This is a genomic window from Parafrankia sp. EAN1pec, assembly GCF_000018005.1.
Classification (GTDB): Bacteria; Actinomycetota; Actinomycetes; order Frankiales; family Frankiaceae; genus Parafrankia; species Parafrankia soli.
The window spans coordinates 5,667,612-5,683,909 of sequence record NC_009921.1 but is presented as its reverse complement, the minus strand read 5'-3'; the positions used below and the strand labels follow the sequence as shown (position 1 = coordinate 5,683,909).

Sequence of the window (16,298 nt, the reverse complement as noted above, 5' to 3'; positions counted from 1 at the left end):
AACAACTGCGGCGTACGGCCCGAAACGGTCGAACGCCGCAAACCGTGTGTGGCGCCCGTGACGCCACGGAGTTCGGACATCGTCCACATCCCTCGGGGGAAGAGTATCGAGGTCGAACCGATTCGGATAGTTACGATGTTGGCGCCTGGCTGGGGCGGCTGCCCTACCCGCGGAGGTAGCGGCCGAGGGCCATGATCGGCCACAGCAGCCGGTAGCCGTGGTAGTTGATGTAGAAGTCGCCGGGGAACCCGGTACCGGTGAACTGGTCCTCGTCCCAGGAGCCGTCCGGCCGCTGGTGATCGGCCAGCCACCGGGCACCCCTCGCGAGGGCCCCGCTCACCTCGGGCTGGTCGCCCACCGTCAGCAGGGCCAACATCGCCCACGCCGTCTGGGACGCGGTGGACTCACCACGGCCCGACCACTCGGGATCGGTGTAGGAGCGCAGGTCCTCCCCCCAGCCGCCGTCGGCGTTCTGGTGGGTGAGCAGCCAGTCCGCTCCCGCCCGCATGGCCGGATGGGACGGCTCCAGCCCCGCGGCGCGCAGCGCGGGCATCACGCTGCCGGTGCCGTAGACGTAGTTGACGCCCCACCTGCCGAACCACGACCCGTCGGCCTCCTGGTGGTCCAGCAGCCAGTCCACCCCGCGCCGCGTGCGGTCGTCGCCGCCGAGGCCGGCCTCGGCGAGCAGCTCGACGACATGCGCGGTGACGTCCGCGGAGGGCGGATCGGTGAGGGCTCCGAAGTCGGCGAACGGGATCTGGTACGGGATGGTGCTGGTGTTGTCCGCGTCGTATGCGCCCCATCCGCCGTCGCTGGACTGCAGCCCGAACAGCCAGGCCACCGCCCGGCGCTCGGCGGCGTCCAGCTCGTCGCGCGCCGGGTGGCGCACCCGGCGCAGCGCGAGCAGAACCTCCGCCGTGTCGTCGGTGTCGGGGTAGGTGTCGTTCTCGAACTCGAACGCCCAGCCACTCGCCGGGACGTCGGGATGGTTGACCGCCCAGTCGCCACGCCGGTGCCGGACCTCCTGGCCGAGCAGCCAGCCGGCGGCGCGGACCAGCGCCGGGTGGTCGGGCGCGATCGCGGCCGTGGCACCCGCGTCCGCGAGGGCGTTCACCGCCAGCGCGGTGTCCCAGACCGGCGACTGCGACGCCTCGACCATGCGGGAGCCGTCGGGGAGGGTAACGCTGTAGTCGTCGAGGGCCCGCAGGGCGGCCTTCAGCACCGGATGGTCGAGCTCGTACCCGAGCAGCCGCAGCGCGATTATCGAATAGACCGCGGGTGGCTGAATTCCGCCGAAGCATCCGTCCGCCTCCTGGCGGGCGATTATCCACCGCTCCGCGGCCCGCAGCGCATGGTTGCGCATGGATCGAACGGGGCGCCGGTGATAGACGTGCAGCAGTCGGTCGATACCCAGGAAGATTTCTTTCGCGGTGAACCGCGTGCTGATTCTCTCGAGCACGTTGGAGGGTCCGGCGCCGGACCAGGCGGAGGCGGGTCCGTCCGGGTACAGCTCGTCGAGGTCGAACGGCGCCGGCCGCACCGGGCGGAGGGCGGAGACGACCGTCAGCGACACCAGGGTCTGGCGCGCCCAGGACCCGAAGGAGTAGATGTTCAGCGGTGCGCGGCGGGGGAGGAGCATGATCTCCGGGGGCAGCGCCGGCAGGTCCTCCCAGCGCCACCAACCGAACAGCGCCAGCCAGATCCGGGTGAACACCCTGGTCGCGGGAACTCCGCCGTGGTCGCGGACCCAGGTCGCGGCGCTGAGCATGTGCGGTGCGGAGGCGTCGTCGCCGGCGAGGCGCAGGGCGATGTACGACTCGACGGTGGTGGACAGCTCGCCCGGGCCGCCGAAGTACTGCGGCCACGATCCGTCGTCGCTCTGCCGGGAGCGGATGAACCGGGCCGAGGCCGCCGTCACCTCGGTCGTGCGGATACCGAGGTACTCGCGCAGCAGGAGGTCCTCGGCGTCCATGCTCGTGTTCGTCTCGAGATCGAACTTCCACCAGCCCGTGCCGTCCTGCAGCGCGAGCAGGTGGTCGGTGGCGAGGCGTAGCGCGCGGGTGAGCTCGCTGCCGACAGCCGCGGTGAGGTCGCGTGCGGTGGCGTCGCCGGCGCTGGTCTGCGTGGGAATGCTTTCCCGGGTGACACTGACGGTATCGGAAACGTTCATATCCGGTCCTCGCATATCGTTCATCACCAACGTGACAGGAGGTCGGTCGGATCCCTGGAACATGGCCGACCTGGACGCCGAACGGGCGCGCCGGAGGGGCTCTCCGAACCGCGCCGCCCGAGTAGGGGGCGCTCATTCACGCTGGCGCGCTCACATTGTTCAGGGTGCCGCGACAGACCTTGCTTCCCGGTTGTGCTGTTCCTGCGGTGCGGGTGGGTCAGCCGGTGGGGGGCTGGACGCCCAGTCGACCGAGGCAGAGGTCGACCGTCATGAGTAGATCGCCGAGGTCTGTGCTGCCCGAGCTGCACCACGCGCGGGTCGCCACCTGGATGGCCCCGAGAAACGTGACGGCGGTCAGCTGGGCGCCCAGACCGGGGTCGGGCGGGCCGTTCCCGGCAGTGGTGCCTTCAGGGGTGGTGCCTTCAGCGATGGCGTGTTCAGAGGTGGCGTGTTGAGCGGTGGCGTGTTGAGCGGTGGCGTGTTGAGCGGTGGCGTGTTCGACCGGGCTGGGCTCGGTCTCCTCCGCGAGCTCCACGGCGAGTCGGTCGCCGATGGCGACGAGACGGCTCAGGACCGCTCCCGCCAGGGGTGAGGAGCCGTCGAGGAGAAGCAGGTGATCGGCGTAGTGGCGGAGTGAGTCGCCGTCCGGCGACATCAGCGTCCACGCGTCGAAGGCCGCGTTGCGCAGCGCCGTCAGGGGTGGCTCGTCAGCGGGCCGGCGGCGCAGTGCGGCCACGGTGAGATCGCCCATCTCGTCCAGCGGTGCGAGGGCGATCGCCTCCTTGCTCGTGAAGTAGCGGAACACGGTGCGCACGGACACCTCGGCCTGGTCGGCGATCTCCTCCACGGCGGCCGCCTCGTAGCCCTTCAGGTGGAACAGCTCGTGCGCGGCGTCGATGATCGACTGGCGGGTGCGACGCTTCTTCCGCTCACGCAGGCCTTCCGTGCGCTGGTCAGCCACGCTCGGTTACCTCCTGCCGCGTAGCGCTTCCGTGACCCTGGTGTCTTCGGTAAGCATACGCGCAACACTGGCAAATGGCAGTCTCTGACAGATTTTTGACCCGCATGGGTCGTATGTCCTGTTCGTGAGGGAGTGCTGGGGCCGGCCGCCCCCCGATCCGCGGTGTCGATGACGCCTGGCCGGCTGGGAGGGCGTGCACCGACCGCGGCGCGGTGCTCGCGGCCATCGGCGACCCGGCCGTCCTGGTGGTCGACAGCCGCAGCAGGGAGGCCTATCTCGGGTCGGCCGACCGTCCCTACCGTGCCGGTCACATCCCGGGCGCGCGTCACCTCGACTCCCGCACCCTGGTGGACACCCGTACCGGCGAACCGCTCCCGGCCGCCGTGTACGACGGCTCGATGCTGGAGTGGGCGGCGGACCCGGACCTGCCGCTCGTCCTCGGAGCGGAGAGCTGACGCGCGGGCGGCGCCTGTTCCGGCGGGGCCCCGCCGCCCGCGTGCGTTATTTGAACTGATGGTTGTAGAAAAAGAACTGCCGCTGATAGCCTGACCGACGTCCTCGGCGTGACGGGGAGAGAGACGGGCGGGGTGCGATGAGGCTCGGGGTCGTCTATCCGCAGATCGAGCTCGAGGGAGATCCGTCGGCGCTCGCCCGGTTCGCCCGGGCGGCCGAGGGGCTCGGCTACGACCATCTGGTCCTGTACGACCACGTCATCGGCGCCTCGCACGAGCGACGCGACCCGCCGATCCGGGGCCGGTACGGGGAACGGAGCCCGTTCCACGATCCCCTCACGGCCTTCGCCTACCTGGCCGGCCTGACCGAGCGCATCGAGTTCGTGAGCGGCGTCCTCATCCTTCCGCTGCGCCAGACCGTCCTCGTCGCCCGGCAGACGGCCGACATCGACCTCATGTCCGGGGGGCGCCTGCGGCTCGGGGTGGGGGCCGGGTACAACCGGGTCGAATACCACGCGATGGGCGTGGACTTCGCCAGCCGGGGCCGGCGACTGACCGAGCAGATCTCCTACCTCCGGCGGCTGTGGAGCGAGGAGCTGATCAGCTTCGAGGGCGAGTTCGACCAGATCGACCGCGCCAACATCGTCCCGCGGCCGACCCGCCGGATTCCGATCTGGTGCGGCGGGTTCGCCGAGGCGGCGTTCCGCCGGGCCGTGGCCCTGGCCGACGGCTTCGTCTTCGGCTACGGCCTCGATCAGGCCGCGACGGACGGCTGGATCCGCCTGCGGGAACTGCTGGCGATCGCGGGCAGGCCGCTCGACGGCTTCGGTGCGCAGTTCGTCCTGCACGCACCCGGCCAGCCCTACACCGATCGGCAGATCACGGACGGGCTGCTGCGGCTGCGGGCGGCAGGCGCCACACACGCCTCGCTGTTCACGATGGGGCGCGGGCTCACCGGCGTCGACCGCCACATCGACTACATCGCGGAGATCATGAAGAAGGCCGAGGTCGCGCTGCGCTGAGAGGCCTGGTCCGCTCCCGGGCCGGCCCGGGAGCGGACCATCGCCGTGAGTCAGCCGGGTTCTGCCCGCGGCAGGGCAGGGATCACCTGTCCCGCGGGGGCCTGTTCGCGCAGCACCGCCCGCTGGATCTTGCCGGTGGCGGTCTTCGGCAGCTCCGGAAGAATCGAGATCCGGCGCGGGTACTTGTACGCGGCGAGCCGCTCCCGGGCGAAGGCGGTCAGCTCCTCGGGAGTGGTGGCCGCGCCGTCGCGCAGCGACACGTAGGCCGCCACGGTCTCGCCGCGGTAGGCGTCCGGCAGGCCGACCACGGCGGCCTCGAAGACGTCGGGGTGCTCGTACAGGACGTCCTCGACCTCGCGCGGCCAGACCTTGAAGCCCGACGTGTTGATCTGGTCCTTGACCCGGTCGACGAGATAGACCCAGCCGGCGGCGTCGAGGACGGCGACATCCCCGGTGCGCAGTCGCCCGCCCGCCAGCGCGTGCGCCGACGCTTCGGGGTTGCGCCAGTAGCCGGGGATGACCTGCGGCGCGGAGATGACCAGCTCACCCTCGACGCCCGGCGGCCGCGGCGCGCCGCTCTCGTCGGTGATCCACACGTCGACGTTCTGCATCGGCACACCGATCGACAGGGTGCCGCTCGGGCCGTGCACGGGTGCCGCCGCGCCGGGGGGCACGGCGATGCCACCGCCGGTCGTCTCGGTCATGCCCCAGATGTTGTGCAGGTAGGGCCCGAACCTCGACCGGAAGGCCTCCACCGTCGACGGCGGGATGGGCGCGCCGCCGGAATAGAGCCGCTTCACCGCGGCGAAATGCTCGGGGCCCGCGCCGTCCACCCGGAAAAAGGCGTTGAACGCCGTGATCGAACCGATGGTGGTCGTCACGCCGTGGTCACGGAAGGCCTCGAGCACGACTGAGGGCTCGAAGCGGCCGCTCATGCTCAGTGTCGTGTCGTTCAGCAGTGCGATGCCCGCGTTCAGGGAGAGCCCAGTGATGTGGAAGAGGGGGGCGATCGCGAACACCACGTCGCCAGGCTGGAGGAGTAGCCAGCGGCCGTAGTTCAGGACCGAGTTGAGGCAGTTCCGGTGTGTGTTCAGCGCGCCTTTGGGTGGGCCCGTGGTGCCTGAGGTGTAGGTGAGGAAGGCGGTGTCGTCAAGGGCGGTCTCGACCGGCTCGGGGTGCTGCCCCCGGCGTTCCGACAGGATCGCCGCGAGATCGCCGTCGGGCGACGGCGCGGGATCGCCGGCGGCGCCGAAGACGCGCGGGTCGTCCGCCGTCTGGAAGTCGCGCGCGGAGGCGGATAACAGCCAGCGGACGGTGCTGCCCGCGAGCGTCTCGCGGGTCTGGGCGTCGGTCCCGCGGGCCAGGATGATCCCCGTGGTGCCGGAGTCGTCGATCAGGCGCCGCAGCTCGCGCCCGCGGTACATCGGGTTGAGCGGCACCGCGATGCCGCCGGCCTTCCAGATCGCCAGCAGGCTGATCGGGTAGTGCGGCACGTTCTGCAGGTAGACGCCCACGCGTTCGCCCGGCCGGACGTCCCGTTCCTGCAGCTCGGCGGCGAGGGCGTCGGTGTGGGCGTCGAGTTCGGCCGCACTGAGGGAGCCGTCGAAGTACCGCACCGCCGTCCGGCCGGGGTTGCCGGCCACCCGGTCCCGCCACGCGTCGACGATCGAGGAGTGGGCGAGGCGCGGCGACGGGTCGATCTGCGGTGGGTACGCGGCGAGCCACGGCCGAGCGGTCGAGAGGACGTCCTCGCTCGCGGAATCGGTCGGCATTGATCAGCCCCTCGGGTCTGCGCAGGGTTCGGTCGGGCTTGACACCCCTCGAGGAGCTTATTAGCTTGAGCACCTATTGAACACTATGTCGCACATAATGCACGGCGGCAGGCGCTCTACGGCGACAGGTGATCCACAGTCGAGCGGCAGAGCGGCCCAGGCGGCCACCGCGGCCCGCGGGCGCCGCGCCGACGCGGTCCGGTGCCGGCCCGCCGGGCGGTTCCGAAACTCTCCCAGTGACGGGGGCATGCGATGGATGAGCATGAGACGTACGACGTGGTGGTTCTGGGGTCAGGCGCGGCGGGGCTCACCGCGGCGCTCGCCGCGGCCGTGGAGGGTGCCCGCGTCGCCGTGTTCGAGAAGGCGGAGCTGCTCGGCGGCACGACCGCGCTGTCCGGCGGGACGATCTGGGTCCCCGCCAACCAGCCGGCCCGGGCGGCCGGCATCAAGGATTCCCGCGCGGACGGCCTGGCGTACCTGGCGAGTCTGTCGAACGGGATGATTCTCCCGGAGCTGGCCGAGGCGCTCGTCGACGGCGGTCCGGAGCTGGTCGACTTCGTCGAGCAGCAGACGGATCTCCGTTTCCACCTGGTCGAGGGCTATCCCGACTATCACCCGGAACGTCCCGGCGGCCTGCCCCGCGGGGGACGGTCGATCGAGGTCGGCCTCTTCTCCTTCCTCGGGTTCGAGGAATGGGAGGACCGCATCGCGGGCGACACCCGCCGGCTGCTCATCCGCGAGATGCCCCTGGGCGGGGGCACCGGCGCGCTGGAGCTGGACGTGCTCGCCGAGCGGGAGAAGAACCGCGCGGAGGGCCTCGGCCGGGCGCTGGTCGGCGGTCTGCTCCAGGCCTGCCTGCGGCGTGGGGTGCACGTCGCCACCCGGTCGCGCGGCCTGAGGTTGGTCACCGGTGACGGCGCCGTCACCGGGATCGAGATCGCGACCCCCGACGGCACCCGGTCGGTGCGCACGGGCGCGGTCGTGCTCGCCACCGGCGGCTTCGAGTACGACGCCGATCTCGTCCGCGACTTCCTGCGCGGGCCGCTGACCCGGGCCATCGGCGCGCCGTCCAACACGGGGGACGGGCTGCGCATGGCGATGCGGGTCGGCGCCCAGCTCGGCAACATGCGGGAGGCCTGGTGGGCCCCGGTCGTCAGCCTTCCCGGGCATCGCCGTGACGGCGCCCGCAACGGTCTGCTGACCGCCCGGGAGCGCGCACTGCCCGGTTCGATCATGGTCAACGGCCACGGCCGCCGGTTCGCCAACGAGGCGGCGAACTACAACGCCTTCGGCGGCGCCTACCACCAGCTCGACGCGTCGAAGTTCGAGTACCCGAACCTGCCGAGCTACCTGATCTTCGACCAGTCGACCGTCGACCGGTTCGGTGTCTTCGGCGGGGCGCCCGGCGGCGTGGTGCCGGACTGGCTGGAGCGCGCGGACACCCTGGACGCGCTGGCGGGTCGGCTCGGCCTGCCCGCGGCCGAGGTCGCGGCGACCGTGCGGCGGTTCAACGAGCATGCCCGTGCCGGCACCGACCCCGACTTCGGCCGCGGCGACAACGCCTACGACCGGTTCCCCGGCGGCCGGGTGCTCGATCCCGAATCGGTCCTCTCCACGCTGGGCCCGGTCGAGACCGCGCCGTTCTACGGCGTCGAGGTCGGGTCGTCGGCGCTCGGCACCAAAGGCGGGCCCCGGACCGATCGGGAGGGCCGGGTCCTGGACGTCGACGGCGACGTGATCCGCGGGCTCTACGCCGCGGGGAACGTGATGGCGAGCCCGTCCGGCATGGTGTACGGCGGTGCCGGGGCGACACTGGCCGTCGCCGGGGTGTGGGGTCTCTACGCCGGGCGCGCGGCGGCGCGCGACCCGGCGTCCGGCGCCCGGTCGCCGGTCCTGAGTGAACGATCCGGAAGCTGACCCGAAGCCAGTAGATCATCGGGAGTTGGGGCGATGAGCGAGACAGTGACCGAGACTTTAGAGAGCCCGGCCGAGGCGATCACCGCGCGGGACGCCGAGGACATCTTCGCCGGATGGCTCGCCGACTTCGCGGCGGCCCTGCGGAGCGGATCCACGTCCGACCTCGCCGCGCTCTTCCTCCCGGAGGCGACCTGGCGTGACTTCATGGCCTTCCCCTGGGACTTCCACCACACGGTCGGGCGGGAGGAGACCGTCGCCCGGCTCACCGAGCTGGCGAAGGCCTGGAACGCCGCCGACTTCCGGCCCAGCCGGGAGCAGCCGCCGGTCGTCACGGACGGCGCCATCAACGCGTTCTTCGACTTCACCACCACGGACCGGATCGACCGTGGCTATGTGCTGCTCGTACCGAGCGCGGGGCATTTCGTGGTGTCGATCCTGCAGACCCAGGTGATAGGGCTGCAGGCCCATCCGGAACGGGTGCGTCACCATCGCCGGGACGGCAAGGTCTACGGGATCGTGCCCGACCGCACCCGGTGGTCGAGCGACCGCGAGAAGGAGATCGCCTTCGAGGACGGCGAGCCCGCGGTGCTCGTGCTCGGCGCGGGGCACAACGGGCTGGCCATAGCGGCCCGGCTCGGCGCGCTCGACGTGCCGACGCTCGTCATCGACCGCGAGGCGCGGGTCGGGGACACCTGGCGCAAGCGCTACGCGTCGCTGGCCCTGCACAGCACCGTCTTCGGGGACCATCTGCCCTACCTGTCGCTGCCGCCCTCCTGGCCGGCGCACACCCCGAAGGACAAGTTCGCCGACTGGCTGGAGTCGTACGCGAACCTGCTCGACCTCAACGTGTGGACGTCCACCACGTTCCTCGACGGGCACTTCGACGAGGACGCCCAGCGGTGGACGATCCGGGTCCGGCGCGGGGACGGCTCGGTCCGGGAGCTGCACCCGCGGCACTTCGTCGTGGCGGGCGGCCTGTTCGGATCGCCGAAGATTCCCGCGATCAAGGGCCTCGAGACCTTCCCCGGCATGACGGCGCACTCGGACGAGTTCCAGTACGGCGCCGACTTCCAGGGCAGGAGGGCGCTGGTGATCGGGGCCGGTGTTAGCGGCCACGAGATCGCGCACGACCTGTACGAGCACGGCGCGGACGTCACGATGCTGCAGCGCAGTGCCACCTACGTGGTGAACTACACGTCCTACCACCGGTACTGGTCGACGCTGTTCACCGAGGACATGCCCTACACCCCGGACTTCGCGGACCAGATGACCTACGCGCTGCCCAACGAGCGGGTCGACGAGCTCAACAAGAAGCTGGTGAAGCTCGCTGCGGCGGCCGACCAGGATCTGCTCGACGGTCTCACCTCGCGGGGCTTCAAGCTCGAGTGGGGCCCGGACGGCACCGGCATCATCGGCGCCCACATGTCCGGCAAGGACGCCTACCAGATCAACATCGGCGCGTCCGAACTGATCGCGGACGGCCTGGTGCACCTCAAGCAGGGCGTCGAGGTGGCCGAGATCAGGGAGCGGACGGTGGTCTTCACCGACGGCTCGACCCTCGACGTCGACCTGATCGTCTTCGCCACCGGCTACCACCAGTTCTGGGGCCACATCAAGCCGACGCTGGGCTCGGCGGCGGACCGGATCGACAAGGCGTACGGCCGGGCCGCGGACGGCGAGTACGCGAACACGTGGCGTCGCTCCGCCCAGCCCGGGCTGTGGTTCGGCACCGGGTTCATCCGGATGGCCCGCTTCTACACCCGGTTCACGGCGCTGCTGATCAAGGCGATCGAGGTCGGTGTCGAGCCGATGAACCCGGACCGGGCCGACGGCAACTGATGGCCGCCATCGACGTGCACAAACGGGTCGAGCCCGGGACCGTGGCGCTGCTCGATCGGCTGGCGCGCTGGGACCTGACGAGCATCGCGACGATCCGGCGCTCGTACGCGGCGGTCGGCCCGCCGTCCGCCCCCGAGGATCCGCGGGTCCGGCGTCGCGACCAGGTCATCCCGGGCACGGACGGCCGTCCCGACGTCCGGGTGCGCTGGTACCGCCCCGCCGACGCCCCCGCCGGGGCGGCGCTGCCCTTCCTCCTCTGGCTGCACGGCGGCGCCTACATCATGGGGAACCTGGACGAGAACGACGACCGCCTCGACCGGATGGTCATCGAGCTCGGCTGCGCCGTCGCCTCGGTCGACTGGCGGCTGGCCCCGGAGCACCCCTACCCGGCGGGCCTGGAGGACGCGGAGACGGTCTGGCGCCGGGTCAGCGCGAACCCGGCCGACTTCGGGGTCGACCCGGCCCGACTGGTCCTGGGCGGGGCGAGCGCGGGTGCCGGCCTGGCCGCCGGACTGTGCCTGCGGCTGCGGGACCTCGGCGTCCCCCAGCCGGTGCTGCAGCTGCTGATCTACCCGATGCTCGACGACCGTGAGCTGACACCCTCGATCCGCGCGATCGAGGACCCGGGGCACTGGGGCCTGTGGCATCTGCGGGCCAACCGGATGTGCTGGGCGGCCTATCTCGGGTCGCTCGACGGCGGCGAGGTCCCGCCCACCGCGGCGCCGGCGCGGGCGGAGGACCTCACCGGGCTCGCGCCGGCCTTCCTCGGGATCGGCGACGTCGACGGGTTCGTGGACGAGAACGTCGCCTACGCGGCACGCCTGTCGGCCGCGGGCGTGCCGATCGAGCTGCACGTGTACCCCGGGGTCATCCACGGCGGGTTCGGCGCACCGCCGCGCACCCCGCGCACCGCGCAGTTCCTGCGGGACGTCTACGCGGCGCTGGCCGCCGCGTTCGTGCCGGCGGACGGATCCCAGGAAGCCGGCGAGGGGCCCTGATGGTCGGGGAGAACCTGGCGGACGTGGCGAACCTGGCGGACGTGGCTGGCCTGGCGGAGGTGGAGAGCAGGCTCCGGCGGCTGGAGGCACGGCTGCGGTCGGCCGAGGACCAGCTGGAGATCCTCCGCCTGCTCAACAGCTACGGCCCTCTGGTCGACAGCGGGTCGGCGGAAGAGGCGGCCGACCTGTGGATCAGCGGCGGCGGCTACGAGTTCGGCGTCCCAGCCGGGAGCGCTGTCCGGGTCGAGGCGCCGCAGGGCCTGGCGGATCTCTACCGGACCGAGCCGCACACCGGGCTGGTCGCCGCCGGCGTCGCGCACCTCACCGCCCCGCCTCGCGTCACCGTCAGCGGCGACACGGCGGAGGCCGTCGGCTATTCCTTCGTGGTCCTCAGGGAGGATGACCGGTGGTTTCTGTGGCGGGCCGCGATCAACCACTGGACGCTGCTGCGCACACCTGCCGGCTGGCGGATCCGGGACCGCCGCAACCGCGTCCTTGACGGCTCACCCGAGTCCCAGGCGATCATGCGCCTGGTGCGGGGGTGAGAGCCCGCGCCGCGCAGCCGGGCGCTGACGGGGCCGGATACCATCAGCCCATGGCCCGAGCCGACCAGACGGAGATCGTCAAAGCGCAGCCTGGGAGCCAGACGCTCGCGCGCGGTCTGCGGGCCCTCATCGCCGTCACGGAATCCGGGACGGGCCTGACCACCCAGGAAGTCGCGGAACGGCTTTCCATCCATCGGTCGATCGCCTACCGGCTGCTTCAGACATTCGTGGATTTCCGGTTTCTCACCCGTGCCGACAACGGCGTCTACCGGCCGGGCGCGAGGCTCGTGTCGCTGTCGGACGCTTACCTGCCCGGCCTGCGCGAGATCGCCCTGCCCTCGATGCGGCGGCTGGCCGAGCGACTCGGCTCCACGATTGCGCTCTTCATCGCCGAGGGTGAGGAAGCGGTCGCGATCTCGCTGGTCGAACCCACCAACACAACTCATCACCTGTCGTTCCGCGCCGGCATGCGGACCCCGCTGGACCGGGGGTCAGCGGGCTACGCGCTCGCCTCGGCGCTTCCGCCGCAGCCCGGCGAGCCGGCCGGGGTGAAGCTCGCGCGCGAGCTCGGCTTCGCGGTCAGCAGCGGTGAGATAGAGGCCGGGGCGCATGGCGTCGCGGCGCTCATCCCGACCCGGCCCTCCAGCCCGCTCATGTGCCTCCACCTGGTCACCTTCCGCTCCGAGGTGGCGGCCGGCGCCGGCCCGGTGATGGTGCAGGCCGCCGGCGAGATCGGCCAGCTCTTCGACGGCGGTGACCGGTTGTCGGGTGCCCAGGTGCCCGGGCTCGGCCAGGCCGGCTAGCCCACCGGCTCCACCAAGCCGTAGCAGGCGCCGGCCCGGCGTCGGCGCTCGGCGGTCGTGCCTTCCCGCGCACCCGCGTTGCTGGCCTGTCTGCCCGCCCGCCCGGCTGTCTGCCCGTCTGCCCGTCTGCCCGTCTGCCCGCGATTCCCGCGTGCCCACCGTCTCGTGGCGGCGGGCGCCGTTGCGCCGTGCCCGGCCGCCGCGGGACGGGTGGGCGGGGCCGTCCGTCCGCCGTCCTCCCGGTCTTGACACCCTTGAGGGCGGATCCTACTGTGCATATTTAGAACACTATCGTTCTATAGTTCGTACAGCGCTAGCGAGGGTTGCTGGCGAGGGTGCAGCGTGACCGAGGGATGGGCCAGACGCGTGTCGGAGTTCGAAAGCATCTGGAGTGACCTTCAAGGTGTCCCGTTCTCGCAGGGATACCTGGACGCCGCGGGCGTGCGGACGAGATATCTGCACGCCGGCGACAAGAGCCGACCGGTGCTCGTCCTGTTACATGGTTCGGGCGGGCATGCCGAGGCCTACGTCCGCAATCTGGAGGCCCACGCACAACATTTCTCGACGTGGGCGATCGACATGCTCGGGCACGGGTACACCGGCCGGCCCGGTCACCCCCTGGAGGTCGCCCACTACGTGGAGCACCTGATGGCGGTGCTCGACACCATCGGCGCGGACCGCGCCCACATCAGCGGCGAGTCCCTCGGGGGCTGGGTCGCGGCCCGCACGGCCGTCGACCATCCGGACCGGGTCGATCGGCTGGTGCTCAACACCGCCGGCGGGTCGCAGGCGGATCCGGCCGTCATGGCGCGTATCCGCACGCTGTCGATGGCGGCGGTGGAGGACCCGGCCTGGCCGGTCGTCCAGGCCCGGATCAAGTGGCTGATGGCGGACAAGACCCGGGACTACGACGACCTCGTCGCGAGCCGGCAGCGCGTCTACCGGCAGTCCGGCTTCACCGCGGCGATGAGCGACATCATGGCGCTGCAGGATCCGGCGATCAGGGCGCGTAACCTGCTCGGCCCGGCCGAGTACGGCGCCATCACCGCACCCACGCTGGTGCTGTGGACGAGCGACGACCCGACCGCGAACGTCGCGGAGGGCAGCCGGATCGCCTCGATGATCCCGGGCGCCCGCTTCGAGGTGATGCCCGGCTGCGGCCACTGGCCCCAGTACGAGGACGCCAAGACCTTCAACCGCCTGCACGTCGACTTCCTGCTGGGGCGCTGACCATGGCCACGGACCTGCCCGGAGCCGGCACCGCACCCGGAGCCGTCGCCGCCGCGCCGGCCGTCGTGCTGATCGGCGCCGGCCCGGTGGGGCTGACGCTCGCGAACCTGCTCGGCGGCTACGGCGTGCGCACCCTGGTGGTCGAGGAGCGGGAGACGCTGATCGACTACCCGCGCGGGGTCGGCCTGGACGACGAGTCGCTGCGCACCTTCCAGAGCACGGGCCTGGTCGACCGGATCCTGCCGCACACGAACCCCAACCAGGTGATGCGGTTCGTCGACGCGAAGCAGCGCGTGCTCGCCGAGATCGCGCCGACCAGCGAGCCGTTCGGCTGGCCGAAGCGCAACGGCTTCGTCCAGCCGTTGGTGGACGCCGAGCTGCTGGCGGGCCTGCGGCGGTACGAGCACGTCGAGGTCCGCTGGGGCCACCGGATGGAGTCGCTGGAGCAGGCCGCCGGCGGGGTGACGGTAGGGCTGTCCGGGCCCGCCGGCCCCTCGACCGTCACGGCCGGCCACGTCGTCGGCTGCGACGGCGGGCGCAGCGCCACCCGGCAGCTCATGGGGATGTCGTTCGAGGGCACGACGTCGCCGACGCGCTGGCTCGTGGTCGACATCCGCCCCGACCCGCTCGGCCGGCCCAACGTGGATGTCGGCGCGGACCCGGCGCGCCCCTACGTGTCGGTGTCCATCGCGCACGGCATCCGCCGCTTCGAGTTCATGCTGCACGCGGACGAGGCCGACGAGGCGGCGGAGGACCCGGAGTTCATCGCCACGATGCTCGCCCGGTTCGTCCCGCGCCCGGACCGCGTCAACATCATCCGGCGCCGGGTGTACACGCACCACTCGCGGATCGCCGGCTCCTTCCGCGACGGGCGGGTCCTGATCGCCGGCGACGCCGCCCACCTGATGCCGGTCTGGCAGGGCCAGGGCTACAACAGCGGCATCCGGGACGCGGCCAACCTCGGCTGGAAGCTCGCCGCGGTGGCGAACGGCCTCGCCGGCGACGCCCTGCTCGACACCTACGACGTCGAGCGCCGCCGGCACGCGCAGTCGATGATCGACCTGTCGACGACCGTCGGGCGCATCATCTCCCCGACCAACCGGCGGGTCGCCACCGTGCGGGACTGGATCGCCCGGACGGCCTCCGCCGTGCCCGCGCTCAAGCAGTACGTCGTGGAGATGCGGTTCAAACCGATGCCGCGATACGTCGAGGGCGCGGTCGTGCACACGGAGCCGATCCGGGCGGACTCGCCGGTCGGGACCCTGTTCATCCAGCCGCGGGTCGACACCCGCGAGCGCGAGAACGTCCGGCTCGACGACGTGCTCGGGCCCTGGTTCGCCGTGCTGTGCTGGAACAACGACCCGTACGAGCTGCTCGGCCCCGAGACGTTCGCGAGGTGGAAGGCGCTCGGCGCGACCTTCGTCGCGCTGCGGCCGGCCACCCAGCTGCACTGGGCGGACCAGGACCACCCGGACGTCGTGGTGGTCGGGGACCGGACCGGCGCGCTCAAGTCCTGGTTCGACGCGCACGAGGAGTCCGTGCTCTTCCTGCGGCCCGACCGGTGTGTGTCCGGCGCCTGCGTCGCTCAGCTGACATCCGAACTGGCCGCGTCGCTCACCGGCGCGCTGTCCCTCACCCCGGGAGCCGAGGATGGCGCTCGCCCTCTGCTGCATGTCACACAGCCCGCTGCTCGGCCTGCCCGGCCCGCCGCCGTCTCTCCTGGCTGACGTCGGCACGGCGCTCGCCGCCGCCCGGGACGTGGTGCGCGAGTACGACCCGGACCTGGTCGTCCTGTTCGCCCCGGACCACTACAACGGCTTCTTCTACCGGCTCATGCCGCCGTTCTGCGTCGGCACCGCGGCGCGCGGTGTCGGCGACTACGGGACGCAGAGCGGCGAGCTCGACGTCCCCGCCGAGCTCGCCTACGGCCTCGCGGAGGCGGCCTGGGCGGCCGACGTCGACGTGGCCGTCTCAACCGGCATGGACGTCGACCACGGCACGGTGCAGCCGCTGGCGGCACTCTTCGGCGACATCGCGGCCCGTCCGGTGGTCCCGGTCTTTGTCAACTCCGTCGCGGTCCCGCTGGCGCCGCTGCGGCGGGCCCGGCTGCTCGGGGACGCGATCGGCCGCTACCTGGCCGGCCTCGACCGGCGGGTGCTCGTGATGGGGTCCGGCGGCCTCTCGCACGACCCGCCCGTTCCGACCCTGGCCAGCCCGCCGGAGGTGCTCGAACGCATCGTGCACGGCCGGCCGCCGACCGTCGGGGAGCGGCAGGCCCGGCAGACCGCGGTGATCGAGGCGGCGGCGGGCTTCGCCCGCGGTGAGGCCGACCTGCAACCGCTCAACCCCGAGTGGGACCGGCGCGTGCTCGACGTCCTCGACCAGGGCCGGCTGGCCGAGCTGGACGGGTGGACCAACGACGGGATCACCCGGGAGGGCGGCAATTCCGCGCACGAGATACGCACGTGGGTCGCCGCGTTCGCGGCGCTCGCCGCAACGGGGCCGTACCAGGTGCGGACCAGCTACTACCGGCCCGCGCCCGAGCTGATCGCCGGCTTCGCCATGCGGACGGCCTTCCCGCGATGAGGC

Annotated in this window: 13 protein-coding genes; 10 read left to right on the top strand and 3 right to left on the bottom strand. The window is 71.8% G+C overall.

The window, feature by feature from the left end; all coding sequences use genetic code 11:
- Positions 1-163 precede the first annotated feature (163 nt).
- A complete protein-coding gene (gene shc, locus FRANEAN1_RS23195; RefSeq protein WP_041254649.1) occupies positions 164-2,170 on the bottom strand; it encodes a squalene--hopene cyclase in 2,007 nt (668 codons plus the stop codon).
- A 217-nt stretch (positions 2,171-2,387) separates the two neighbouring features.
- Positions 2,388-3,131 (bottom strand): TetR/AcrR family transcriptional regulator, encoded by a 744-nt coding sequence (locus FRANEAN1_RS23190; protein WP_020462246.1) that lies wholly within the window; start codon positions 3,129-3,131, stop codon positions 2,388-2,390.
- Between the two features lie 212 nt (positions 3,132-3,343).
- Here FRANEAN1_RS23190 and FRANEAN1_RS23185 point away from each other — a divergent pair, with 212 nt between their 5' ends.
- Both FRANEAN1_RS23185 and FRANEAN1_RS23180 read left to right on the top strand, forming a co-directional pair.
- Positions 3,344-3,586 (top strand): rhodanese-like domain-containing protein, encoded by a 243-nt coding sequence (locus FRANEAN1_RS23185; protein ID WP_020462245.1) that lies wholly within the window; start codon positions 3,344-3,346, stop codon positions 3,584-3,586.
- Positions 3,587-3,723: 137 nt separating this feature from the next.
- Positions 3,724-4,605 (top strand): LLM class F420-dependent oxidoreductase, encoded by an 882-nt coding sequence (locus FRANEAN1_RS23180; protein WP_020462244.1) that lies wholly within the window; start codon positions 3,724-3,726, stop codon positions 4,603-4,605.
- A gap of 50 nt (positions 4,606-4,655) precedes the next feature.
- Here FRANEAN1_RS23180 and FRANEAN1_RS23175 read toward each other — a convergent pair whose 3' ends face one another.
- Positions 4,656-6,377, bottom strand: a complete 1,722-nt coding sequence (locus tag FRANEAN1_RS23175) for an AMP-binding protein (protein ID WP_020462243.1) — start codon at positions 6,375-6,377, stop codon at positions 4,656-4,658.
- A 252-nt stretch (positions 6,378-6,629) separates the two neighbouring features.
- On the opposite strand from FRANEAN1_RS23175, the gene FRANEAN1_RS23170 reads away from it, so the two are divergent.
- The 8 genes from FRANEAN1_RS23170 (at position 6,630) to FRANEAN1_RS23135 (ending at position 16,295) form a co-directional block, all read left to right on the top strand.
- Positions 6,630-8,294: an FAD-dependent oxidoreductase gene (locus FRANEAN1_RS23170; RefSeq protein ID WP_020462242.1), complete on the top strand. Its 1,665-nt coding sequence runs from the start codon at positions 6,630-6,632 to the stop codon at positions 8,292-8,294.
- Between the two features lie 33 nt (positions 8,295-8,327).
- Positions 8,328-10,133: an NAD(P)/FAD-dependent oxidoreductase gene (locus FRANEAN1_RS23165; protein WP_020462241.1), complete on the top strand. Its 1,806-nt coding sequence runs from the start codon at positions 8,328-8,330 to the stop codon at positions 10,131-10,133.
- Positions 10,133-11,131 carry an alpha/beta hydrolase gene (locus FRANEAN1_RS23160; RefSeq protein ID WP_020462240.1) on the top strand — a complete coding sequence of 333 codons (999 nt, stop codon included), beginning with the start codon at positions 10,133-10,135 and terminating at the stop codon, positions 11,129-11,131. Before FRANEAN1_RS23165 ends, FRANEAN1_RS23160 begins: the two co-directional genes overlap by 1 nt.
- Positions 11,131-11,676 carry a nuclear transport factor 2 family protein gene (locus FRANEAN1_RS23155; protein ID WP_020462239.1) on the top strand — a complete coding sequence of 182 codons (546 nt, stop codon included), beginning with the start codon at positions 11,131-11,133 and terminating at the stop codon, positions 11,674-11,676. The genes FRANEAN1_RS23160 and FRANEAN1_RS23155 overlap by 1 nt, the downstream gene beginning before the upstream one ends.
- A gap of 50 nt (positions 11,677-11,726) precedes the next feature.
- The gene (locus tag FRANEAN1_RS23150) at positions 11,727-12,479 is read left to right on the top strand and encodes a helix-turn-helix domain-containing protein (protein WP_041254645.1); all 753 of its coding nucleotides are present in this window, start codon (positions 11,727-11,729) and stop codon (positions 12,477-12,479) included.
- A 366-nt stretch (positions 12,480-12,845) separates the two neighbouring features.
- On the top strand, positions 12,846-13,709 hold the full coding sequence (locus tag FRANEAN1_RS23145) for an alpha/beta hydrolase (RefSeq protein ID WP_041254643.1): 864 nt from the start codon (positions 12,846-12,848) through the stop codon (positions 13,707-13,709).
- 2 nt (positions 13,710-13,711) lie between these two features.
- Complete coding sequence (locus tag FRANEAN1_RS23140; RefSeq protein ID WP_020462236.1) at positions 13,712-15,436, top strand: bifunctional 3-(3-hydroxy-phenyl)propionate/3-hydroxycinnamic acid hydroxylase; 1,725 nt, start codon at positions 13,712-13,714, stop codon at positions 15,434-15,436.
- Positions 15,381-16,295 (top strand): 3-carboxyethylcatechol 2,3-dioxygenase, encoded by a 915-nt coding sequence (locus FRANEAN1_RS23135; RefSeq protein ID WP_041254641.1) that lies wholly within the window; start codon positions 15,381-15,383, stop codon positions 16,293-16,295. Before FRANEAN1_RS23140 ends, FRANEAN1_RS23135 begins: the two co-directional genes overlap by 56 nt.
- The last annotated feature ends 3 nt before the right edge of the window (positions 16,296-16,298 follow it).